The sequence below is a fragment of the Clostridium sp. C1 genome (assembly GCF_018223625.1).
Classification (GTDB): Bacteria; Bacillota_I; Bacilli_A; order Erysipelotrichales; family Coprobacillaceae; genus Allocoprobacillus.
On the sequence record NZ_CP073631.1, the window covers coordinates 2,757,328 to 2,780,426 of the forward strand.

Below are 23,099 nucleotides of genomic sequence, written 5' to 3' on the forward strand. Positions count from 1 at the left end.
TATGTTTAAGAAGAATAAGAAACAGACAGAAACTATCAAAGAACCAAAAGAAAAAAAGGTGCGTACTGTTAAGGTAGGCACACATAAGAAAACCGTGATTGCGTTGTGGGTGGTGCTTATCGCAAGCGTGAGCTTTGGAGTGTATAAGAATTTTACTGCTATCGACCAGCACACGACCCATGAAAAAGAAATCATTGAACTTTGCTTGCAGGACACCAACGGGATAGAAAATTTCGTGAAGAATTTTGCGAAGTCCTACTACACATGGAATAACAGCAAAGAAGCTATCGAAGCAAGGACGCAGGCAATCAGCGGTTATCTGACAAAGGAATTGCAGGACTTGAATGTTGATACAATCAGAACGGATATACCGACCAGCTCCACAGCTACAAATGTGATTGTATGGAGTATCGAACAATCGGGAACGAACACTTTTTCTGCTACCTACGAAGTAGATCAGCAGATAAAAGAGGGAGAAAAGACAAGCAATGTGAAAGCAACCTATACCGTAAAAGTCCATATAGACGCTGACGGGGATATGGTAATCGTTCAGAACCCTACCCTTGCACCAGCAATCGAAAAATCAGACTATGAGCCTAAGACACCAGAAGCAGACGCAAGTGTAGACGCTGATACTGTAAACGACGCTACCGCATTTCTGGAAACATTCTTTAAGCTGTACCCAACAGCCACAGAAAAAGAACTTGCCTATTATGTATCTGGTAATGTACTTGAACCTATCGGCAGAGATTACCTTTATTCTGAACTGATAAACCCTATCTTTACAAAGGACGGGGAGAATGTGAAAGTCAAGGTTGCTGTGAAATTCCTTGATAATCAGACAAAGGCAACGCAGGTATCGCAATATGAGCTTGTGCTACATAAGGATAGCAACTGGAAGATTATAGGATAAGTATTAAGGGGTTATCAAAAAAAGATAGCCCCCTTTACCCTAAAAGCAGAAAACGTTGCTCACGTTTCAGATATATGTTAATATTAAAATTAGAATAGATTAACAAAAAGAGATGATTGGTATGGATAATAGATTTAATAAATCTTGGTATGGAGATAAAGCACAATTAGTCGATAGTGATAATGATTGTGTTATTATAGATTATGGCTGTAAAGGAAAAGGTATTATTACAAGTTATAATCTTTATGACGGTATCACACTTTGTTTTCTTGATTTTTATACAGATGAAATTATGCCCTCACAAAAATTTAATCCTGATATAATTTCTATTGTCCATTGTCAAGCGGGGCGTTATGAATGTGAATTTTCTAATCATCAGATGTTTTATTTGTCAGAAGGATATTTCAGTATTATGGGGACTAAACATTTGCCTATATCTTTTTCCTTTCCCCTAAAAAAATGTTACGCATTTAGCTTAGTCATAGATAAACACGCCCTTAGTGCAGATACACAAAAAATTCTAAATGATTTTTGCTTAGATATGGACAAAATAAGTGAAAGATTAAAGTTAAATAAAAATGGATATTTAAGTCATGCAGACTTTGAGTTAGGACATCTTTTTGAAGAATTTTATAATGCTAAAGATAAGGAAAGTATTACCTATTTTCGTGTTAAAGCAATCGAATTTTTATATTTCATCAACAAACTGTCGGGCAATGAAGAAACTGAATTTCGATATTTCAACAAAAAATATATACAAATAACAAAAGATGTTTGCAAATATATGACAGAACATTTAGAAGAAAAAGTATCTCTGGAACAATTAGCTTATGAAAAAGGAATTAACTTGTCATTACTGTATAAAGTCTTTGCACAAGTATATGGAGATACTCCTTATTCTTACATAAAAAAATACAAGATGAATATAGCGTCTAATGAATTAAGAAATTCAAAGCGTAAAATAAATGATATTGCGTTAAGTCTTGGATATAGTAATGCAAGTAAATTTTCTATTGCATTTCAATCGGTATATGGTATTTTACCTAAAGATTATCGAAAGGCAGAAAATTAACACTTTTGGGCTATTTTTTGGATAGATATATAGCTATGGAGTAGAAGCAAATAAATATAAAAAGTAAAATGATGTATGTTAGCAAGAGCTAACTACATCATTTTTTAGTTAGAAAGACAGCTACGAACAAATATTGAAAGACTATACTAAGTCGTTCCTCTTGACAAACATCCGTATTCGGACTACAATATAATTGTCCGAGTACGGATGTTTGGAGGGATTAAGATGACAGAGATAAAAGAACAGCTATCTCAACTCAATAAAATGTCCAATAAAAGTGAAGCTCTTTATCACAAAGTTGCTTTTTCTATTGGTATCTCTGATAGCTCACTTGGGGTACTGTATACGCTGCTGGACGCAGAGGCGCCGTGCTCTCAGTATGACCTGTGCAGCGAGTGGTCTATTCCCAAGTAAACTATCAACACCGCCGTAGCTGCCCTGCAAAAGAAAGGGATGGTGTTTCTTTCGCCCATCCCCGGAACAAGGAATAAGAAAAATATAGCGTTCACAGAGTTTGGTAGAGATTTTGCCGAAAAGACGGTTGGCATATTGCGCATGGCAGAGCTTGACGCTCTTGCGGAATTATCACCGGAAGAAAGAGAGCTTTATATTCGTTTGAATGAAAAATATAATTGTCGCTTGATCGAGAAACTTTATCGCATTATGGACGAGGTGAACCAAGACAGGAAAGATTGCGATTAAATAAGAAGGAGAAAATATAATTATGTCCAAGTATAAAAAAATGAAACAGCTCATAGCGGATATGCGCTTACCTGAGTATCGTTATAAGCAACTGCTTGATGCTGTGTTCCTACAAAAAATTATGCGTTTTGAAGATATGAAGTTGCTTCCAAAAACGCTGCGCGAAAAGTTGGTGGAGCAGTTTGGTGAAACTGTTGTGGAGATCAAGGCGATCCATCATGAGAAATCAATGCAAACTGACAAGGTGCTGTTTGAACTGTCGGACGGAAACCGTGTGGAAACGGTGGGTCTGTTTTATAAAGAGGGCTGGAACTCCTTTTGCATTTCATCTCAAAGCGGTTGCGGCTTCGGTTGTAAGTTTTGCGCAACAGGGACTTTGGGATTACGCAGAAACTTGACTGTGGATGAAATTACCGACCAAATCCTATATTTTATGCAACAAGGATGCAGTATCAACAGTATCTCTTTTATGGGAATGGGAGAGCCGTTCGCTAATCCACAAGTTTTTGAAGCCCTGCATGATCTGACCGCCCCGGAACTGTTCGGGCTGTCCCAGCGACGCATCACCATTTCGACTATCGGTATCGTGCCGGGTATTCAAAAATTGACAAGAGAATATCCGCAAGTCAATCTGGCCTATTCCCTCCACGCACCTACTGACCGTCTGAGGGAAACGCTCATGCCAATAACTAAAACATACCCCCTTGGTCAGGTACTGGATACATTAGATCAGCACATTCGGCAAACAAATCGCAAGGTGTTTTTGGCATACATCATGCTAAAGGATGTCAATGACAGCGACAGACACGCAGAGCAACTTACCAAGTTGTTATTCAAACACAAAAAGTATTTGCCACTATACCATTTAGATTTAATCCCATACAATCAAACGACAGTTACGGAAACTATGGTGCCCTCAAGCCACACACGAATAAAGGCCTTTTGCCGTATCATTCATAATGCAGGAATTAGCGTCAATATCCGAACGCAATTTGGCTCCGATATTAACGCTGCTTGTGGCCAGTTGGCGGGGGCCTACCGTGACGATCAAAAACAAGGAGAGAGAACAATGTCCGCTATACAAGAACAGTCTTTTGAATGGCTCTTGTGTCCTGTGTGCAAGAGCAAAACACGACTTAAAATCCGAAAGGACACGATACTTGACAATTTCCCACTCTTTTGTCCCAAATGCAAAAGTGAAATGCTTATCTGTGTCAAACAATTTCATATATCTATTATCAAAGAGCCAGACGCACAGACGCAGAGCCGATAATCCGTAGCCCTTGGGTGCGAGTTATCGGCTCTTTTGTTTTTTGGGGCGGGTATCAATCAAAGTTACCGCCTTATACGATGACTTTAGGAGGAACACGGCGGTTTCCATGGAGGGATCGTCGTGTTCATTTTGCTTTTTCACACTACCCGTGATTTTCACCTGCTAAAAAAAGCGTAGTTCTCCCTCCGGGATCGTCCGATCATGAACATGAAATATTCCAGTACATATATGTAAATAAAAACTCGTGCGTCCGCATAGCGTCATGCTGTGCGGGCGTTTTTATATATTCTTACCTTGGGACAAGTTGTCCCAAAGCTGGCAGCCCCGGCTGTCGATCCCCGCCCCCTCTCCGTTCAGAACGCCATCCACCCAGCTATCTGAACGGAGGAAAATATAATGGCTATCATCAATTTGAAAGAGTTTTACCCGTGGTACACCCACGATGAATATATCGAAGTTTCCGATGAAGTGGCCGCCGAACTGCGGGCGGACAAGCTGTACGAGGCTGCCCACCAGCGGCGGATCGTCCGCAACAAAGCGCAGTATTCCCTCGATTGCAATGATGGGATCGAATACTCTGCCTGTCTGCACGAGCCGACCCCGCAGGAGCTGTTGGAACGCATGGATCAGTTCTGCACTCTCTGGAACGCTCTCAACACCCTGCCGGAGATCCAAGGCCGCCGAGTGGATGCCTGTGTTATCCTCGGCAAGAGCTATTGCGAGGTTGCCAAGGCCGAGGGCGTAAATGAAAGTGCTGTGCGGCGTTCCGTAGAGCGTGGTTTGAAGCAGATGAAAAAACATCTTAAAGACACTCTGTAAGCCAGTCCGAATTGATGTGTTTGCTGTCCTTGGTATATAGAGAGGATTGATCCTCTCGACAACTGAATAGCGGCGGCTCCCGGCTTTGCCGGGGAGCCGAGCGGTGGGTACGCTGTGACTTCTCCCACGGGAGGACGAGCGATCCATACCAACACCGCAAGTGGGGCATCGCCACCCCACGGCCACGATCCGGCGTGGACAGGCTGGCCGCCTGTCCCGACCGGCCGCCGCACCCCAGCGGGAGCGTCATGTCGAGTATCGCTGTCTTATGACGGGCCAAGGAAATGAGCGTGGCGCTCCCAAAATCTTTATCAAGGAGGAAAACCTATTATGAGTTGCGATCCTGTATTGGCGGCTATGCTGGCCCGGCCGTGGAACAACAATGCCTGCCGGGGCTATGTCATCTACGCTATGGAAAACTGTGGCTTTTCTCCCACGGACATCCGGCGTGTGGTGGCAGAACTCCACGAGGTTTTTGACTTCTGCGGGCTGGAGGAGGCCCAGCAGCATTTTGAGAACGGCCCCTATTGACCTTGGGACAACCTGTCCCAAGGTGGAGCAAGGCAAGAGGGCGGCACCGCCGAGGTGCCGCCTTTCTGCGTTTCCCCACGGGACAAGGGGAACTGTCGGTCATTGTTTCTCGCTGCGCCGAAAGGAGGCCCACATGGAAGTTCCCGTACCAACCAAGGAGGAATACACTTATCAAGTCGGAAAAATCCAATTTATTGTCACGCCCGTCTACAAGGACAAAGGCGAGTCTATGCGTGACATTCTCTTGAAACTGATGTTGGCTGATTTGGAGCCAGCTTAACTTTTCATCCACATCCTTAACACGGGCGGTCAACGGAGGTATAATATAAATAGGATAAAACCTCTTGTTTGACTGCTGGAAGGAGGATATTTTGAAACAGTCAAGCAAGAAAACCGCCCTCGGCACAGCCGCCCTTTACTGCCGACTGAGCCGTGATGATAATATGGACAACGAGTCCAACAGCATCAGCAATCAGAAAAAGATACTGCAAAAAGCCGCCAAGGACAAGGGCTATACGGACACCATCTTTTTCGTGGATGACGGTATCACCGGCACCACCATGAAGCGCCCCGGCTTTCAGAAAATGATCGCCGCAATCGAGGCCGGGTATATCTCGGCGGTGTTCGTCAAAGACCTGTCCCGGCTGGGCCGCAACTACATTGAGGTGGGTAAGCTCACCGAGGAGTTTTTCCCGCTTCATGATGTGCGGCTGGTGGCCGTGTCCGATGGCGTGGACAGCGACGAGGGCGAGGATGACTTCACCCCGTTCAAAAACATAATGAATGAGTACTACGCCAAGGACATCTCCAAGAAGCGCCGGATCGTCAATAAGATGAAAGGCAACGCCGGGATTCCGCTGTCCCCACCGCCCTATGGCTATATCAAAAACCCGGACGATCCCCGGTTTTGGGTGGTCGATCCCGTGGCCGCCGATGTGGTGCGCCGTATCTACCGCATGGCGCTGGAGGGGTACGGGCTGGCCGAAACTGCCGCCGCTCTCGGCGCTGATGGTATCGTCAACCCCACCTACTACTGGCGCAGCAAGGGTACAAGCCGGGGCGGTTCCAAAAGTACCTTGGAGCCTACCAAGTGGGGCCATACCACGATCAAGAAAATCCTTACCACGCAGGAGTATTGCGGCGATGTCATCAACTTCAAAAGCTACTCCAAATCCTACAAGATGAAGCGCCGGATCGAAAACCCGGAGGAAAACCGGGCGATCTTCCTCAATGTTCACGAGGCTATTATTGATCGGCCCACTTGGGAAAAGGTACAGGCGCTGAAGGCCGGAACCCGGCGCAAGCGCCCCACCGTCACCCAAGAGCCAAGCGCCTTTTCCGGCGTGATGAAGTGTCCCGAGTGCGGCGGCAATCTGAACTTCCACTTTAATCAGAACAACCACGACATCAAGTTTTTCAGTTGCCAAAACCATAATTCGGGGCTGCGTAAATGCTCGTCCACCCACTATATTCGGCTGGACTTCTTGGAGCAGGTCGTTCTCTACGAGGTGCATCGGCTGGCCTGTTTCGCCAACGAGTACGAAAACGACTTTATCAAAGCGATGGTGGGCCGCTCGGCAAAGGTAGCCGAAAATGAGCGGGTACGCAAAAAGCGGGAGCTGGATGGGCTGCTGGCCCGTGACCGGGAGTTGGACACACTCTTTGAGCGGCTGTATGAGGACAATGTTTCCGGCAAGATCGACGATGCCCGGTTTGCGAAAATGGCAAAGCGCTATGAGCAGGAGCAGGGCGAGAACGCCGGACGCATCAAGGCCCTGCGGCTGGAAGTGAAAAAGCTGGAAGAAAAGCGGATGGATGTAGATGACTTCTTGGAAACGGTACGCCACTACACCAACGCCGCCAAGATCACCAAACGAATGGTAGCCGAGCTGATTGACCACATCGAGGTCTATCCTGCGGTCAAGGAGGACGGTGTAACCAACCAGCGGGTGACGATCCACTACAACTGTATCGGGGCCTTTGAGGTGCCGGATCGCCGCAAAATCCCCGAGCGGGACATCCTGCTGGAAACGAGAAAAGGCGTAGCATTAAGCTACGCCCCGGCGGTGTAAAGGTGGTGTGGGATATGAGAGTTTTCATTTACTGCCGTGTGGCCCGTGACGATACCTTTGCATTGGAACACCAGCGGTTCTTGCTCCAGCTTTACGCAAAGCGGGCGGGATATACCATTATCGGCGCTGCGGACGAATACGGCAGCGGGTTGACCCTTGACCGTCCGGGCATGGGAAAGGTCACACAGGCCGTTCTCGCTGGCGAGGTGGATGTGGTGTTAGTCCATAGTCTGACCCGGATAGGCCGGGAATGGGGGATGACCCAAAGCTATATCGACCAGCTCACCCGGCACAAGGTCAAGCTCCTTTGTATCAAAGAACGCTGCTTGTTCAGCGAAAAAGGCGTGATCCATTTTTGAGCATAAAAATGGACGTTATGCTGAAATGTGGAAACATTATACAGAGGCGATTGATTTGAAAGTTCAAACAAAGGTGGTGCAGTAAAATGAAAAAATTAAAAGAAATATTATTTTTATCAGATAAAGGCTATACTGATTTGAAAAAAGCAATCATTGCTTGTACGATTACAAATTTAGCAATGTTACTTCCGTTTTGTATTACAGTTATGGTTTTTAGTGAGCTATTAAATCCTTTTTTAGGGCAAGAGTTAGATTGGCAAAATATCTGGTTGCTTTGGGGAGCAGGTATTATTTCAGCAATCATTGTTTTCTTAGCTTCCAAAAATGATTATCGCAAGACTTATATTGCTTCTTATAAAGAGTCAAATGTTACTAGATTGCGTATTGCTGAACATCTGCGTAAACTTCCTATGAGTTTCTTCAACACAAAGGATTTATCAGAACTTACAACAAATATGATGTCGGATTGTAGTAGTATGGAGTCAATGTTAAGTAGTACTATTCCGCCTCTAATTGCAAATGGAATTTCTGTAACTTTAACCTGTGTTCTTCTTGCACTATTTGATTGGCGTTTAGCATTATGCGTTTTCATTACATTACCGATTGCTTTCTTAGTTATTTGGTGTAGCAGGAAATATCAGATAAAATTATTTGAAAAGCAAGTGGAAACAAAATTAAATGCGTCCAGTCAAGTACAAGAATATTTAGAGGGAATAAAAATCATTAAATCATGTAATTTAAGCGGCGTTCACTTTAGGACTTTGAACAGAGCGTTATTGGAAATGAAAAAAATTGCTGTTAAAGTTGAAATGGTTGTCGGTATTTTTATGTCCAGTGCAAGCATGATTTTACAAGCAGGAATAGGAATAACTATATTTGTAGGGACAATCTTATTAGTCAATGGACAAATTGAGCTATTACCTCTTCTTATGTTTTTCTTGATTGTAACAAAGATATATGGACCGATATTAGCTATTTTATCTCAATTAACTACATTATTAAATCTTAATGTCGTTACAGAAAGAATGAAAACATTATTGACTACTCCTGCTATGAGTGGGAAAGAAGAAACACCTCAAACTTATAATATTAAGTTAAATGATGTATCTTTTGCTTATAACAATGAAGATGTTATTCACAATGTTTCATGCACAATACCACAGGGAAGCATAACAGCGTTAGTTGGTCCGTCTGGAAGCGGAAAAAGTACAATCGCAAAATTGATTGCCAGATTTTGGGATATACAAAGCGGTTCAATAACGATTGGTAATAAAAACATTAAAACAATCAATCCTGAAAATTTAATGGAAAAGATGTCCTTTGTCTTTCAAGATGTTACATTGTTTAATGATACAGTTTTTAATAATATTCAAATGGGAAATCCTAATGCTACAAAAGAACAAGTATATAAAGCTGCCAAAGTAGCTTACTGTGATGAATTTGTTCGTAATCTGCCAAATGGATATGATACTATTTTAGGAGAAAACGGAAGTACATTGTCAGGTGGAGAACGTCAAAGAATTTCTATTGCAAGAGCTTTATTAAAAGACTCTCCGATTATTCTTTTAGACGAGGCAACCGCCTCTCTTGACCCAGAAAATGAAGTTTTCGTACAAAAAGCACTTGCACATCTGATAAAAGGTAAAACAGTTATTATGATTGCACACCGTCTAAGGACTGTGGTAGATGCAGACCAGATATTAGTAATGGAAAATGGAAAAATAGTTGAACATGGAACACATAATGAGCTTATGGAAAGAAAAGGGCTATATCACAAATTATATTCTATTCAACAAGAAAGTCTGGGGTGGTCTGTATAATCGTATAGAAAAACTGATATAGAATAGAAAAATAGTATTATAAGAGCAGAAACATTAAATTTTCAATGATTTACAATATCATAACTTGCTTTTCAAGATGTTTATGCTTAAAGGAGAAACACACATATGATTGGTCTGAAAAAACGAGATATTAAAAAAGCATTGAAAGCTGGGGCAAAAGCTGGCGGTGTATCATTGTCTGATGTTCGGGCGGATATTGAAGCAACGATTGATGAAGCTATGAACAGCACCGACCCAGAGGTGCAGGCAAATTTTAAAAAGTATTTTGGAAATAAACGCCCTACATCAGAAGAATATATTTACAAGATTACCCAAAAGACAAAAGTGTAATACAAAACAAGTGCTGTAAGGGGGATTGTATTATGGAACATTTTAAGCGAAATTCTATACAATCATACACTACCTAATAGCATTTTATTAAAAACTGAATATTTTACAGCTTTAATAGCTCGTATAAAACTATATGTTTTGTGCGGGCTTTTTTTGTACCCGAAAAAATTTTTTCAATTTTTTTCAAATTCCTGCAACAAATCACACCTTGCCGTACAGATATGGTGCGGAAAGAGGGATAAACACTTTTCACGTCATAACGGAAAGGGGGTGTGATGATATGAAACCGTCGAACTTCCAAAGAACGATACAATGTCAATTCGATTGCAAGCTCAAACGTGTAGTAAAGGGCATTGTCCGTAATTACCGCAAAGAATTAAAGCGACGAAGAAATAAGGAAATTTCCTATTGTGAACTTCCAGAAATCGTCGTGGAAAAGCTGGCTGTCTGGGACGAATATGAAAGCGATTATACCGCCTTTGATGTATGCGGTATTGAGGTTCGTGTCCTTGATGATGATTTAGCAGAAGCGATTAAGTATCTGTCTGAAAAGGACAGAGAAATCTTGTTGATGTACTTCTTCTTAGGCATGAGCGATACAGAAATCGGCGACAGATTAAAGATTAACCGTTCAACGTCGTTCCGCAGTAGGAAGAACTCACTTGAAGAAATCAAGAAAAAGTTAAAGGAGAACATGAATGATGAATAACACACGCCCGTCATTTTACCTTATCTCGTCGGCTGTGGACGGCAACGTAAATTCGATTGAAAAGATACTGGCATTTTATGACCCGTACATATCAAAATGTTGTTTACGTCCATTCTATGACAGATATGGTAATGTCTGCATAGTCGTAGACATGGAATTAAAGGGACGTATCAGAGAAGCACTTATCAAAATGATGTTGGACTTTGATATTCCTTTAGAAACCGAAGAATAAGAAGCAGTAACCGCAGAGCATGATTTGTTCAATCCCCTCTTTCCTGCTCTGCTCCTGCTTTTACATGAAAGCAACACGCTTTCGCCACAGCTCTTTGACAACTGAATAAAGCAGACAGATACGTTTGTGAGATAGCGAGCCACGGGGACTGTACGCCACGACCTTTTCAAAAAGAAAGCGAGCGACCCACGCAGTGATCCGAGAGCGACTGTTGGAAAAGTCGTTTTGCCACGACCTATCCTCACAGAATAATGATACGTCCGCATGGTGCGGTTCTGCCCACAAGAATGGGAATAGTTGAGATACTAACGGAGCTTTCCAAAGCCGTCTGCCTGCTTGTAAAAAACGACACACAGTAAAGGGGGTGTATAGATTATGAACAATACTGATGTGCCTATCTGGGAAAAATATACGCTGACGATTGAAGAAGCGTCTAAATACTTCCGTATTGGCGAAAAGAAATTGCGTAAATTAGCCGAAGAAAATCTTGACGCTGGCTGGGTTATCGTGAACGGTAATCGTATTCAGATTAAGCGAAAACAATTTGAAAAAATCATAGATACATTGGACGAAATCTAATGTCATTGAGCCGTAGATATGGTATAATAAGGTATAGCGTATCACGGCTCATTCCATGACGGAAAGGAGCTTTACACTATGTCTAATGTGAAACGAAAAGACAGTAAAAATCGCAATTTGCGTAATGGAGAGAGCCAGCGAAAAGACGGAAGATACGTTTATAAATATACCGATATATACGGAAAGCCACAATTTATCTATTCTTGGAAACTTGTACCGACAGACAAGACACCTGCTGGAAAGCGTGATGATATATCGTTGAGGGAAAAAGAAGCACAGATAAAAAAAGACCTTAACGACGGTATCGACACAGTCGGCGGTAAAATGACAGTCTGCCAGCTCTACGACAAGAAGAACAGCCAAAGAAAGAACATCAAAAGGGCTACTGAAAAAGGACGACAGTATCTTATGAACGCTCTGAAAAATGACCCATTGGGTATGAGGGCGATTGATACGGTTAAGCAGTCGGACGCTAAAGAATGGGCTATTAGAATGAGTGAAAAAGGATATGCCTATAAAACGATTGATAACTATAAGCGTTCCTTGAAAGCGTCATTTTACATGGCGATACAAGACGACTGTATCAGAAAGAACCCATTTGAATTTAAGCTAAGTGATGTTCTGGAAGATGATACCGAACAGAAAGTTATCCTTACACCAGAGCAGGAAGAACGCCTGCTTGCCTTTATGGAAAAGGACAAAATTTATAGTAAGTATTATGATGAGGTTGTGCTTCTGCTGGAAACGGGACTTCGTATTTCTGAATTTTGCGGACTGACGACGCATATTGATATGCAGAACAGAGTACTCAATATAGACCACCAGTTATTGAAAGATAGCGAAATGGGTTACTATATTGAAACGCCAAAGACCAAAAACGGAAAACGGGAACTTCCATTGACAGAACGGGCTTATCAAGCAATCCAAAGAATACTAAAGAACAGAGGAAAGGCACAACCGCTGATTGTAGGTGGTTACAGCAATTTCCTATTCCTAAATCGTGAGGGCTTGCCTAAAGTTGCAGGAAACTATGAGGGCATGGTGCGAGGACTGATTAAGAAGTATAACAAGTATCACACGGACAAGTTACCGAACATCACGCCACATTCATTCAGACATACTTATTGTACGAATATGGCAAACAGAGGAATGAACCCAAACACTCTGCAATACCTCATGGGACACGCTAACATAACCATGACACTTGGCTATTACGCACACGGTACATTTCAATCTGCAAAAGCAGAACTGGAAAGACTGGCTTGTTAATATCGGAGCTTATATTTACTACTCATTTACTACTTTTGGTTGCATTTTCATGCTGGTAAATGCCAGCTTATGCAAGGTATCTTCCGAAAAGAAAATACCGATAAAGCCCTAAAATACGGGATATATCGGCATTTACCAACTTATGAAAAGATAATCAGAAATTTAGTAAGTTTTTATATAAAAAAATAAGAATAATGTAACATTTTATGAAGCAAATGGTACTAAATAGTAGAAAGGAGAAAGTAAGATTGTTTATGAAAACAGAAAAAGAAAAAATGATTTCTGGTGAAAAGTATAACCCTGCAAATCCTAGGCTTGTATTAGAGAGAGCACGAGCAAATCGAATTTGCACCAGATATAATAAAAGGTCATTTAATGAAATTAATATGAGATCTAGATTAATAAGAAAATTAATTCATACAAATGGCAATTTTTGGATCAAGCCTCCATTTTACTGTGATTATGGATATAATATTTATATAGATAAAAATGTAATGTTTAATTATGGTTGCGTTATTTTAGATGTATGTCCTGTTAGAATTGGAGAACATACTATGATTGGTCCAAATACACATATATATACGGCTTGCCATTCGTTAGATTCAAATGAACGATTATTGGATGTTGAATTTGGTAAACCAGTAACAATTGGTAAAAATGTTTGGATTGGCGGAAATTGTACTATTTTGCCTGGGGTTACAATTGGAGACAATGCAGTCATAGGGGCAGGAAGTGTAGTAACAAAGGATATTCCTAATGATTCCATAGCAATTGGAAATCCTGCAAGAATAAAGAAAAAATAGGAATATACACTGAGTTTTATATAATATTAATGATGATATATATTTTACACATCTTATTCGAAGGATTGTATAATTAAAATTATTTAATATATTTTGGTGATAAATTTAGTAAATTCAATAGGATGATAGATAGAAGCGAATTGACTGAGCGTATAGGGAACTGTATGCCGGTCTTTTTTATTCGCTTTATCTTAGGCTTTATCTATGTAAAAATAAAATATTTAATCGAACATAAAATAATACTTCTACTGTTAAACGAAGTTTGATATAATTAAGATAGAATTAAATAAATGGTCAGTTATAAAAAAGGAGGTGCATATTTTGGGTAGAAAAGGAGCAGATATATCGAAGATATTAGAAGCTTGTTTTGATACATTTTGTGAATACGGATTAGAAAATACAGGTATGTTGAAATTATCTGAAGCTAGTGGTATCACAAATGGTGGGTTGATCTATCATTTTGGTTCAAAAGATAATTTAATCATTCAAGCTACTGCTTATTGTATGGCCAAGGTAGAAGAAGATTTCATGGCAAAAGCTCCTACGAGTTTTGAAGATATCGAACGTTTCTTAAATGAAATGCCACATCTTACAGCAAAACTTCATGGAAAGAAATATCGATTCATGTATCAGGTCTATTCTAGTCCTAAATATCGAGAACAAGGAAAAGAATTCTTTAAAGGCGTCAATGTACGTTATAAAGAATATGCCGATGAACTTTCAAACAAATTAGGAATGCCAGCTGATTATATTCAAGGCATGACCTATATCTTTGTTAGAGCATGTGTACATTATGCTTTATTTGAAGATGAAGAATATTTAAATCTTCAGTTAAATGCGATACGTTCGTCTTTAAAAGCATACATAAAAGATAAAAAGGAGGAGAGAAAATGAAGAAACGAATATGGAGCAAAGCAGTATCCATTTTTACAGCAATCCTATTAGTAGTAGGAATCGTGCCTAACACTACTGTCACGGCGCTGGCGGCGGGAGGAACTGAATTGTATATAAGTGGTCAGCTAATTACAGAAAGCGGTTGCTATGAAAACCAAAATGGAACTTGGACAAAAGTTGACGGTACAGAACCTGCCAGCGGTCAGTTTTATTATGACGCCGCCACCTTCACCCTTACGCTGAATGAGGTGGAGATTTCTCACAATCAAAATGTGAGTGTTGGAAGTGGTGCCCAGTATCGCAGTAGTGTGATCGCTTTTAGTCAGTCTGCTGATGTTTCTCTCACTATAGTAGTATCCCAAGGAACGAGTACCATAACGGGAACCGGCGGAATTCGTGTGATGTCTGAGGCTGGAGATGCCTCCTTGTCTATCTCAGGTTCTGGCAGCTTAGCAGTCAATGTGGGAGGGAATATTGATTCAGGAATTACCCTTATTGGTTCAAAGGATGCGAACCTTAACATAGACGGTGCGGATGTTACAACTTCATCTAATGTATATGGCGTTCAGCTATCAGCTGGTGAAGGATACAAAATTGCTGCTACGGTAAATAACGGAAATCTGACTGCCAGCGGTTCAACTGTAGGAATTTACTTTATGCGGCTCTATAACGATGGTCCTTCCAGCCTGACCGTCAGTGGTAACGCCATGGTGGATACGGAAGGCAGCACAGGGGGGGTTATAAATGGATCTCCCGATAGCTTTCAGATTGGAGCAGATGGTGAGAGCGGAGGTATCGTCTTTAACGGCAAGAGCGGCACCGTCTACGGCAATGTGACCTTGCAGGACAGCCTAACCATCAACGAGGGCGAAACCTTGACCATACCGCAAGGATCATCCCTTGATACCAATGGTAATCTGATTAACAATGGCACTATTGTTTCCGCTCCAACTATCACCGCTCAACCTATTAGCCAGACCGTGGAAGAAGGCAATCCAGCAACCTTCACCATCACAGCTAGCGGAAGCGATCTACAATATCTGTGGCAGAAAAGCGCTGATAATGGGATAAGTTGGATAGAAGCTGATGGAGCAGCAACCGAAGCCACTTACACCACAGAAGCCGCTACAACTGGCATGAACGGCTTACAATACCGCTGTGTGGTATGGAATAGCTTAGGTAAAATCACTAGCAATGCTGCGATTTTGACAGTCAAACATTCTTTGACACATTATGAATACAAAGCTCCGACCTGTACAGAAAACGGAAATAAAGAATACTGGTATTGTGAAAGCTGCAAACAGTATTTCAGCGATGAAAACGCCACGATGTCAACCACTAAAGAAGATACCGTGATTCTGGCTACTGAGCACGCTTATGGAGAACCAACCTGGGAATGGTCCAAGAACGGCCAAAGTGCAACGGCAACCTTTATCTGCGACAATGATGAGAACCATCAGGAAAGCAAAGAAGCAAGCATCACTTCCACTGTAAAAGAAGAACCAACTTGCACGGAAGATGGTATCACCGTTTATACGGCAACTGTTGAATTCAACGGTCAGACCTATACGGATACCAAAGAGATCGCTGATCTTCCGGCAACCGGCCACAGCTATGGCGAACCTGTTTGGAGCTGGGCAGAGGATGGAAAGACCTGCAAGGTGACTTTTACCTGTGAAAAGGATGAAAACCATAAGAAAACTCCGGAGGTAAAGGTTACATCAGCAGTAAAGATGCCTGCCACCTGCACGGAAAAAGGCGTAACCACTTATACGGCTACCGTTGAATTTAACGGCAAGACATACACGGATACGAAAGATGTGGCAGACATTCCGGCCACCGGTCACAGCTATGGTGAACCGGTCTGGAGCTGGTCGGAGGATGGAAAAACCTGTACGGTGACTTTTACCTGTGAAAAGGATGAAAACCATAAGGAAAGTCCGAAGGTAACTGTAACATCGGCAGAAAAGGCCCCTGCCACCTGCACGGAAGCAGGCGTAACCACTTATACGGCGACTGTCGAATTTAATGGTCAGACCTACACAGATACGAAGGATCTGACAGATATTCCGGCTATCGGACACAAGCTGACCAAGACAGAAGTGAAAGCACCGACTAGTACCGATACTGGAAATATCGAATATTGGTATTGTGAAGTATGCGATAAATATTTCAGCGATGAAAAAGCAGAACATGAAATTACTTTAGAAGATACGATTATTGCGAAACTTCCTAAGTTAATCAGTGGTGCTAATCAAGAATGGACAAAAGGAAGCAAAGATGGATTAACTTTTAAAGTTGATACAGATATCAATGAATTCAAGAAAGTTCTTGTAGATGGAAAAGAATTAGAGGATACAAATTATGATATCAAATCTGGAAGTACGATCCTTACTTTAAAATCCTCTTTCTTAGATACTTTATCAGCAGGAAAGCATCAGATTTGCCTAGAATTTAATAATGGAACTATAGAAGCTTACTTTACTGTTAAAGTTAAAGAAACAACTACAGTTCCAGAAACAGGTGAGCAAACTAACTTGTATTTGTGGGCAATGCTTGCGATCGCATCCAGTGCTTCACTTCTAGTACTAAGAAGATATAAGAAATATAATCGTTAATTAAATTGGAATGGCGAATTCAACGCCATGACAGATAGAAACAAATTGACTGAGCGTATAGGTAACTGTATGCCAGTCTTTTTTTGCTTCTGCAAATGAATTAGTCTTTCCGTCTAAGTTTCCTTCTTGAATGGTTATATTAGTACCATCCCATCCGATAACGATACCGACATGATTTCGTCCAATGCAAGAAAAGATGGCTCCTACTGCTGGAGTACTAGAAATTTTGAATTTATCTGGATGAGCATTCACAAGTTGTTTTGCGCATTTCCATCCATCACCAGTAAATCCAGGACTGAAACCATGAATTTCATAAAATCTTCCCCACGCAAACCATGTACATTGACCATATAATCCAACTCGACTATATGGATTATTACTTCCCCAAGCCTCTGTATTATTGAAGTTAGGTTGTTCACGATAATTTCCAAAACCGAGTCCAACATATCGCATGACATGTTCTACATAATAGGGATCACCATAGGTATCCCAACCTAGTTCTGCTTTTTTTTGATCAGAGAATACTTTGGCGTTTGCTTTGGAATAACCACCAAAATTTGTGATTGCCCATTGAATATATCCATTTCCATAATTGTAGCCTTGTAGAGCCAATGATATATGATCATTATCAAATATATCTTTGACTCCTGCTTGTTTGAAACAATCAGATAAATAGTGAATACCTACTTCAATGGAGTATTCAGGTTCTTCTATTCCATTTGGTTTTTGTGGATATTTTGTATTATATGGGCACTCAGAAGCTTGCATAGGATCTGTGCCTTTTCCTCCACTCTCTTGCATCATTACTGCAGAAATAATAGGAACATAATCTTCCATATCATATTGCTTGGCATATTTCTCGATCGTTTCTTGATAGGCGATGACTTCTGGACTTAATGGTTCATAGATGCTACCAACAGTTGAATTATCTGATAACGCCGCAAATACACCTATAAATAATGTAATGACCAGTAATAAGATCAATGCAGTACCTAAAGATAAAAGTCTATTGATAGATAAAACGGATTTCTTGATAAATTGAAAGCTTGCTTTAAGACCAGAGGTTGCTTTCGAGCGAATCGTTTTGGTAGAATGCGATGTTTGAGTACTCAGTTTCTTTTTTAATAGGAGTTGATTTCTAGATAATTTTTCTGACGGAAATTTAATTGGTTCGTTTCTATGAGAAGTGAGCCCATTTCTGATGGAATGAAGTTTCTTTTGGCTATTAACTTGTGTTTCTTTTTTTATGACGCTTTGCTTAAGTGGTTTTTGCTGAACAGAAGCAACATTGTCTTTATTTGTACTAGTTGATAATGGCTGTTCATTTGAAGATAGAACTTCTTTTCTTTTTAGTGACGTTGTTTGTTCCATCTTCTTTTTGATCTTTGATTTAGCTTTTGATTCTTTGAACTGTTGTTTAAGTTTTGATGTTGAACGATATGCAGTGGATTTTTCGGTATCAACGATCTTATTGATAGCGTAGTTTTCTTGCTTTTGTTCACTGTTATTGACTTCGCTACCTGAGGATTGTTTTATAGAGTCTATTTTGTTCTTAAGACCTATATTTTTGATATTACAGTGTAGTTTATCATCTGTGTTTTTTTGCTTCAAATGAGAATCTATGTTTTTGATCTTGAGGTTACTAGACATAAAAAAGTAAGAGGTCTATTTGATAAGACCTCTTTTTCGTTGTTCCTCTAGATCAGATGGCTTTGTAGAATTGATAATATATAACATAGATTCTAGATCAATGAGCATTCTAAAAGGTACAAGTGTTGATCCAAATTTGATAAGACCTCTACCACTTTCAACATCTTTAAAGTATTGCATTTGTTCTGAGGAAATCTCTAAAAGTTTACATAATTCTTCTGCGTCATTAGCCGCTTGGTTCAACATGATAAAAAATTGTGTATTGGCAAAGATAGAACGTGACTCTTCATCTTGTAATAAATACTCAACATTTTGTGTAATGGCTGTTGGATACGCATTTCTTTTTCTGAATTGTCTCCAAGCTGAATTGAAGAAGGTTGCACTTTCTGGATTTGAATAGACGACATGAAATTCATCGATATAAACATGTGTTCTTTTTCCATTTTTCCAGTTTTCATTGACTCGATTGATGATCTGATCTGTGATTACTAGAAGTCCCATCGTTTTCAGATTTTTATCTAATTTATGGATGTTAAATGAAATAATACGATTTTTCGTGTTCACGTTCGTATGATGTGCAAATAAGTTCATGGAACCTAAAGTAAAAAGCTCCATCTTCAAAGCTAATGTTCTTGCTTGCGATTCAGGCTGATTCAATAGTTCTTCTCGAAGATCAACAAGTGTGGGCATGATACCAGTTTCTTCGTATTTTTGATAAACAATGCTGATACAACGATCAAGGATACTTCTTTCTTCTAGGGAAACAGTACCTCTGTTGACACTTTCAATCAAAGATAAGATAAATTGAGCTTTATCCTTATAGGAATCTCCAGAATCACCATAACCTAGCGTGATATCCATGGCATTGATATGATCTTTACCACCTGCATAGATTTCAATGACCTCGCCACCAAAGTGATTCATGATGACATCATACTCTCCTTCAGGATCGCAGATAATGATATCATCGTCACTGGATGCCATCGTCGCTTCGATTTCATGTTTGACAAGAAATGATTTTCCTGAACCAGGGACTCCCAGAACAAGAGTGTTTGGATTCTTCAATTTTTCCTTATTACAGATGATCATATTATTTGTTATTGTATTTTGACCATAATAGATTCCACCTTTATCCATGATCTCTTGAGCACGGAAAGGAGTAAGGGTTGCTAAGGCTTCTGTTAACATTGTACGAACCATATACTGTAATCGATTGACACCAAATGGAATGGTCGTAACAAGAGCATCTAGCTGTCTGCTTGGTAAGAAGATCGTGCTTAGATCAACAAGAATAGCACGAGCTGTATCTTTTAAAATAGCCGTATCGGCATCAAGTTCCTTCTTAGTATCAGCAAGATGTACTACTGTCATATTGGCAAGCATCATTCTTTCATCTCTGGAAGTGAGATCATTCATCATTTCTTCTATTTCTTTTTTTCTTGTGACAAGTTCATATGGTGGATTTGTCGCAAAGTTATTGTTGGCAATTTGCTTCTGAGAAAATGTAGCGATATTTGTATCTACACCTAACATCTTGTTGTTTGCCTCCAACATAGCCTCATCGGTAGGAATCGTATAGAAGTCAATGCTGAACATCATGTTTTTATTCAATGAACATAGGTTTAGAAGAAATTCGACATCAAGATATTGAGGAAGCTTGGAAAAGTATAGGGCACGACCATATTTATCATTGATATTGAAATATCCGTTATTAAATTTTAAATGTTTCGGGCAGATATCATCTTTAAAGGAATGACCATGCTTTGCTGAAGATTTTATATCAAAATTAAAGAAATCTTCTTCACCAGGACGATAGAAATCGTGAAATATCTTTAATCTTTCGTTTAGCGAAAGTTCAATAAGCTGTGAACCAAGACGCTTAAAATGTGTGCTCATTTCGTTATATAAACGCCCAAAGTAGGAACGTGCTTCTTCGATATCCTTTTTGAAGCAAGTGATTGTGATATATTTTTCCTGAATGATATTCGAACAATTTTCCATGTTTTTGATCAACATTTGATTATATTCCTCAATAAATGCATCGAAGTGAGGATCGTCTTTTTTCTTTAAAAGGATATCTTCTTTGAATTTAGCAAAATCGATCTTTCGATTGTTGATCGTAATCTTTACCATGACACTGGAATCAAAGGAATTCAATAATTCTTTATACATCTTGATGATAAATTCCTTACTTTCATCACTGGCAATAGAGAAATTGATATCTAAAAAACGATAGGTCTTACTAAAACGATTCTTCATACGAAAAATACCGTCAGAATAGACGGTATCAACAGGAATCGTATCTTGAATGGATCTTGAAATCTTGATTTTTTCTTTATTTTGTTTTTGCATCTTTAATTGACTTTTTATCATTGTTTTTTATAGACTCCTTTCTAATGTTTTCGATTCTTTTCTTTGTTAGTTCATAAAAATAGTTATAAGGTAAATATTCCAGCGGATAGAAATGAAGTAGGGTAGAGCGATACAATTCAATTAAAAAGCGCTCAAATGTCATACCTTGGATTGTGACAAATCCAATGGCAGCAAATGGTAAAGCGCCTATCATGCATACCCAACTTGTTAATTCCATGCCCAGTTTATCTATGAAAGTAAAATACAGAAAGACTGCGATTCCACAAGCAAAAGCTGAAAATATAAACTGACGCATGGATAATCCAAAGAATATGCTTTCCTTAAAGTCTCTAATTTCTTTATTGATCTTTAATTGCATGTTTTTACTCCTTCTTTTAGACAAAATAAAAAGTAATTCTAGAGTTAACTAAAATTACTTCAAATTGTTATTTATGTTTTGTGTTGATTACCTGATTATATAGCGTTATTGTTTACTGTATCAATTACTGTAACACTTTTATAAGAACATGTGGTTTTTAATTTATGCTTCATTAAACTGTTCTTGACTTTTTAGATAGTATCCTCCTGTTTTTTGAGGTCCTCTAAATTCAATTAAATGGCTGTGTATTTTGATTCTTTTAGATATAATATTATTATTTATTTTAGGATATTTAGGTTTTAGTATATTCACTAATTCTTTCATTTTTATACCAGGATTATCTCCAATAGTTTGAATTATATCTATATCTCTTGGTTCAGTAAGTTTAATTACAATATCTTTAATCCAGTTATCTAATTCATCATTTACAACGCCATTTACGTCGCCATTTACAACGCCATTTACGTCGCCATTTAAGTCGCTTCTATGTTTATCAATCTTGTCTTGATGGTTAAAGGCCTTAAAGTTTATATTAGGCAAGATAATCTTAAATAGTGTTAGGCTTGTATCTATTTTAGGAACTAAATTAACTTTTTTGTATTCGTTGAATACTCTCGTTAAACCTGAAGCATAGTTTTCTATATAGCCAAGTTTAAATAATAGTTTTACAAGCTTTTCATTTCTAAAACTTTGCAATCCATTTAGCGCATCTTCTAAAGTCAGACCATCATAGAAACCGCCTGGGGATATGATTTCACATCTATCATCGAAAAATTCTATCTTTATATTAGATTTTCTTGAATAATCTCTATGACAATAACAGTTTAATATACACTCACGAGCAGCTCTTTTATTATAAGACAATATCTCTTTTCGCATAGGTGATCCATCAATTATAACTCTTACTTCGTTGCATAGATCAAAATATTCTAGAACTTTATCAATTTGAATTATAATTGAACCGTCATATTCTTTCTTTGATCTAAAAATGTCTCTATCCATTCCTTGGTATACTGCCATTTTTGTATCGATATTGTATTGATCGCTTATCCAAAAAGCAAGGTTTGTAAATAATCCAGTTTCCTTATCAATGAACCCAGATGTTTTAAAATTAAACTGAGAAAAATCCCACTCTATTTCTTCGAATTTTCTCTCTAAAGCTTTAAAAGTAAGATCTTGCTCTTTTGAAATTAAAGATTCAAATGCAATATTGTCTCTTTCTCTAAGCATTCTTGATATTTCTTCTTGTGATGCTTGAGATTTGTTTCTACCGTAACGGATATATACGCCGCTTGGTGTCAGACCTTTAGATTTTAAATAATAAGGTTTTTTATCTCCTGGATTAATTTTGATCGTTAGGACTTGATCTTCATTGTAGGAAATATCGACAAAATCAGAACAGTTTGGATAAATCGCTTCATCTCTGATCCAATTGATGATTCTAGATTCATTTAAATCTTTTTCTTCTTGTGTAGGATTATAGAATGATCCATCATCATTTATACCAACGTATATGGTACCACCTAAGTAACTATTTAAAAAAGCTATGACTTCTTTTATCATATCATCGTTTAAAGATCGTTTTAATTCCACTAGATTAGATTCTTCATATTTCAATGGCAATGCCTCCTTTAAGATAAATTATATAGTTAATACATGTTAATCATATTATACCTAATTTTAAATGCTTTTAGGATATCTT

Annotated in this window: 23 protein-coding genes; 19 read left to right on the forward strand and 4 right to left on the reverse strand. The window is 39.3% G+C overall.

The genetic code is table 11. The annotated features are described in order from the left end of the window. The first annotated feature begins 1 nt into the window (after position 1). The 19 genes from KEC48_RS14740 to KEC48_RS14830 all read left to right on the forward strand — a co-directional run bounded on the left by KEC48_RS14740 (position 2) and on the right by KEC48_RS14830 (position 17,016). A complete protein-coding gene (locus KEC48_RS14740) occupies positions 2-913 on the forward strand; it encodes a conjugal transfer protein (RefSeq protein ID WP_000473997.1) in 912 nt (303 codons plus the stop codon). Between the two features lie 121 nt (positions 914-1,034). Beyond that, a complete protein-coding gene (locus tag KEC48_RS14745; protein ID WP_000370299.1) occupies positions 1,035-1,985 on the forward strand; it encodes an AraC family transcriptional regulator in 951 nt (316 codons plus the stop codon). Positions 1,986-2,210: 225 nt separating this feature from the next. Further along, positions 2,211-2,399, forward strand: a complete 189-nt coding sequence (locus tag KEC48_RS14750) for a MarR family transcriptional regulator (protein ID WP_009896541.1) — start codon at positions 2,211-2,213, stop codon at positions 2,397-2,399. Between the two features lie 141 nt (positions 2,400-2,540). Further along, positions 2,541-2,687, forward strand: coding sequence for a hypothetical protein (locus KEC48_RS14755; protein WP_157964261.1), 147 nt, complete (start codon positions 2,541-2,543; stop codon positions 2,685-2,687). Between the two features lie 22 nt (positions 2,688-2,709). Further along, a complete protein-coding gene (locus KEC48_RS14760) occupies positions 2,710-3,960 on the forward strand; it encodes a Cfr family 23S rRNA (adenine(2503)-C(8))-methyltransferase (RefSeq protein ID WP_211963230.1) in 1,251 nt (416 codons plus the stop codon). 396 nt (positions 3,961-4,356) lie between these two features. Beyond that, positions 4,357-4,779 (forward strand): sigma factor-like helix-turn-helix DNA-binding protein, encoded by a 423-nt coding sequence (locus KEC48_RS14765; protein ID WP_009896537.1) that lies wholly within the window; start codon positions 4,357-4,359, stop codon positions 4,777-4,779. A 330-nt stretch (positions 4,780-5,109) separates the two neighbouring features. Next, positions 5,110-5,310 carry a hypothetical protein gene (locus tag KEC48_RS14770; protein ID WP_009896535.1) on the forward strand — a complete coding sequence of 67 codons (201 nt, stop codon included), beginning with the start codon at positions 5,110-5,112 and terminating at the stop codon, positions 5,308-5,310. 133 nt (positions 5,311-5,443) lie between these two features. Then, the gene (locus tag KEC48_RS14775; protein ID WP_009896533.1) at positions 5,444-5,590 is read left to right on the forward strand and encodes a hypothetical protein; all 147 of its coding nucleotides are present in this window, start codon (positions 5,444-5,446) and stop codon (positions 5,588-5,590) included. Between the two features lie 91 nt (positions 5,591-5,681). Continuing rightward, positions 5,682-7,382, forward strand: a complete 1,701-nt coding sequence (locus KEC48_RS14780) for a recombinase family protein (protein WP_009896532.1) — start codon at positions 5,682-5,684, stop codon at positions 7,380-7,382. Positions 7,383-7,396: 14 nt separating this feature from the next. After that, positions 7,397-7,741 (forward strand): recombinase family protein, encoded by a 345-nt coding sequence (locus tag KEC48_RS14785; RefSeq protein ID WP_009896530.1) that lies wholly within the window; start codon positions 7,397-7,399, stop codon positions 7,739-7,741. 86 nt (positions 7,742-7,827) lie between these two features. Continuing rightward, entirely contained in the window at positions 7,828-9,561 is a 1,734-nt protein-coding gene (locus KEC48_RS14790; RefSeq protein ID WP_003417799.1) for an ABC transporter ATP-binding protein, read from the forward strand. Positions 9,562-9,687: 126 nt separating this feature from the next. Continuing rightward, positions 9,688-9,912 carry a hypothetical protein gene (locus KEC48_RS14795; RefSeq protein WP_003417802.1) on the forward strand — a complete coding sequence of 75 codons (225 nt, stop codon included), beginning with the start codon at positions 9,688-9,690 and terminating at the stop codon, positions 9,910-9,912. Positions 9,913-10,192: 280 nt separating this feature from the next. Beyond that, a complete protein-coding gene (locus KEC48_RS14800; protein ID WP_009896527.1) occupies positions 10,193-10,621 on the forward strand; it encodes a sigma factor-like helix-turn-helix DNA-binding protein in 429 nt (142 codons plus the stop codon). Continuing rightward, positions 10,614-10,853, forward strand: a complete 240-nt coding sequence (locus KEC48_RS14805) for a helix-turn-helix domain-containing protein (RefSeq protein ID WP_009896525.1) — start codon at positions 10,614-10,616, stop codon at positions 10,851-10,853. The genes KEC48_RS14800 and KEC48_RS14805 overlap by 8 nt, the downstream gene beginning before the upstream one ends. A gap of 375 nt (positions 10,854-11,228) precedes the next feature. Next, on the forward strand, positions 11,229-11,432 hold the full coding sequence (locus tag KEC48_RS14810) for an excisionase (protein WP_002347229.1): 204 nt from the start codon (positions 11,229-11,231) through the stop codon (positions 11,430-11,432). Positions 11,433-11,510: 78 nt separating this feature from the next. Beyond that, positions 11,511-12,701, forward strand: a complete 1,191-nt coding sequence (locus tag KEC48_RS14815) for a tyrosine-type recombinase/integrase (RefSeq protein WP_003417815.1) — start codon at positions 11,511-11,513, stop codon at positions 12,699-12,701. Positions 12,702-12,955: 254 nt separating this feature from the next. Next, positions 12,956-13,504, forward strand: a complete 549-nt coding sequence (locus KEC48_RS14820; protein ID WP_211963232.1) for a sugar O-acetyltransferase — start codon at positions 12,956-12,958, stop codon at positions 13,502-13,504. A 321-nt stretch (positions 13,505-13,825) separates the two neighbouring features. Then, positions 13,826-14,398 carry a TetR/AcrR family transcriptional regulator gene (locus KEC48_RS14825; protein WP_204209581.1) on the forward strand — a complete coding sequence of 191 codons (573 nt, stop codon included), beginning with the start codon at positions 13,826-13,828 and terminating at the stop codon, positions 14,396-14,398. Beyond that, positions 14,395-17,016: an LPXTG cell wall anchor domain-containing protein gene (locus tag KEC48_RS14830; protein ID WP_211963234.1), complete on the forward strand. Its 2,622-nt coding sequence runs from the start codon at positions 14,395-14,397 to the stop codon at positions 17,014-17,016. Before KEC48_RS14825 ends, KEC48_RS14830 begins: the two co-directional genes overlap by 4 nt. Here the strand turns inward: KEC48_RS14830 and KEC48_RS14835 are convergent, their stop codons facing one another. From KEC48_RS14835 to KEC48_RS14850, 4 genes are all read right to left on the reverse strand, one after another. Then, on the reverse strand, positions 17,017-18,666 hold the full coding sequence (locus tag KEC48_RS14835) for a lysozyme family protein (protein ID WP_211963236.1): 1,650 nt from the start codon (positions 18,664-18,666) through the stop codon (positions 17,017-17,019). A gap of 15 nt (positions 18,667-18,681) precedes the next feature. After that, complete coding sequence (locus KEC48_RS14840; RefSeq protein WP_211963238.1) at positions 18,682-21,039, reverse strand: VirB4-like conjugal transfer ATPase, CD1110 family; 2,358 nt, start codon at positions 21,037-21,039, stop codon at positions 18,682-18,684. After that, positions 21,002-21,397 (reverse strand): PrgI family protein, encoded by a 396-nt coding sequence (locus tag KEC48_RS14845; protein ID WP_211963239.1) that lies wholly within the window; start codon positions 21,395-21,397, stop codon positions 21,002-21,004. The genes KEC48_RS14840 and KEC48_RS14845 overlap by 38 nt, the downstream gene beginning before the upstream one ends. A 162-nt stretch (positions 21,398-21,559) precedes the next feature. After that, positions 21,560-23,014, reverse strand: coding sequence for an RNA-binding domain-containing protein (locus KEC48_RS14850; protein ID WP_211963240.1), 1,455 nt, complete (start codon positions 23,012-23,014; stop codon positions 21,560-21,562). Between the last annotated feature and the right edge of the window lie 85 nt (positions 23,015-23,099).

What these genes read in the sequence shown, in the direction of transcription:
- KEC48_RS14835 (WP_211963236.1), bottom strand. Translation starts at nt 18,666, where the DNA reads ATGTCTAGTAACCTCAAGATCAAAAACATAGATTCTCATTTGAAGCAA.
- KEC48_RS14810 (WP_002347229.1), top strand. Translation starts at nt 11,229, where the DNA reads ATGAACAATACTGATGTGCCTATCTGGGAAAAATATACGCTGACGATT.
- KEC48_RS14740 (WP_000473997.1), top strand. Translation starts at nt 2, where the DNA reads ATGTTTAAGAAGAATAAGAAACAGACAGAAACTATCAAAGAACCAAAA.
- KEC48_RS14795 (WP_003417802.1), top strand. Translation starts at nt 9,688, where the DNA reads ATGATTGGTCTGAAAAAACGAGATATTAAAAAAGCATTGAAAGCTGGG.
- KEC48_RS14845 (WP_211963239.1), bottom strand. Translation starts at nt 21,397, where the DNA reads ATGCAATTAAAGATCAATAAAGAAATTAGAGACTTTAAGGAAAGCATA.
- KEC48_RS14755 (WP_157964261.1), top strand. Translation starts at nt 2,541, where the DNA reads ATGGCAGAGCTTGACGCTCTTGCGGAATTATCACCGGAAGAAAGAGAG.
- KEC48_RS14800 (WP_009896527.1), top strand. Translation starts at nt 10,193, where the DNA reads ATGAAACCGTCGAACTTCCAAAGAACGATACAATGTCAATTCGATTGC.
- KEC48_RS14785 (WP_009896530.1), top strand. Translation starts at nt 7,397, where the DNA reads ATGAGAGTTTTCATTTACTGCCGTGTGGCCCGTGACGATACCTTTGCA.
- KEC48_RS14805 (WP_009896525.1), top strand. Translation starts at nt 10,614, where the DNA reads ATGAATAACACACGCCCGTCATTTTACCTTATCTCGTCGGCTGTGGAC.
- KEC48_RS14760 (WP_211963230.1), top strand. Translation starts at nt 2,710, where the DNA reads ATGTCCAAGTATAAAAAAATGAAACAGCTCATAGCGGATATGCGCTTA.
- KEC48_RS14830 (WP_211963234.1), top strand. Translation starts at nt 14,395, where the DNA reads ATGAAGAAACGAATATGGAGCAAAGCAGTATCCATTTTTACAGCAATC.
- KEC48_RS14745 (WP_000370299.1), top strand. Translation starts at nt 1,035, where the DNA reads ATGGATAATAGATTTAATAAATCTTGGTATGGAGATAAAGCACAATTA.
- KEC48_RS14750 (WP_009896541.1), top strand. Translation starts at nt 2,211, where the DNA reads ATGACAGAGATAAAAGAACAGCTATCTCAACTCAATAAAATGTCCAAT.
- KEC48_RS14775 (WP_009896533.1), top strand. Translation starts at nt 5,444, where the DNA reads ATGGAAGTTCCCGTACCAACCAAGGAGGAATACACTTATCAAGTCGGA.
- KEC48_RS14765 (WP_009896537.1), top strand. Translation starts at nt 4,357, where the DNA reads ATGGCTATCATCAATTTGAAAGAGTTTTACCCGTGGTACACCCACGAT.
- KEC48_RS14820 (WP_211963232.1), top strand. Translation starts at nt 12,956, where the DNA reads ATGAAAACAGAAAAAGAAAAAATGATTTCTGGTGAAAAGTATAACCCT.
- KEC48_RS14770 (WP_009896535.1), top strand. Translation starts at nt 5,110, where the DNA reads ATGAGTTGCGATCCTGTATTGGCGGCTATGCTGGCCCGGCCGTGGAAC.
- KEC48_RS14815 (WP_003417815.1), top strand. Translation starts at nt 11,511, where the DNA reads ATGTCTAATGTGAAACGAAAAGACAGTAAAAATCGCAATTTGCGTAAT.
- KEC48_RS14790 (WP_003417799.1), top strand. Translation starts at nt 7,828, where the DNA reads ATGAAAAAATTAAAAGAAATATTATTTTTATCAGATAAAGGCTATACT.
- KEC48_RS14840 (WP_211963238.1), bottom strand. Translation starts at nt 21,039, where the DNA reads ATGATAAAAAGTCAATTAAAGATGCAAAAACAAAATAAAGAAAAAATC.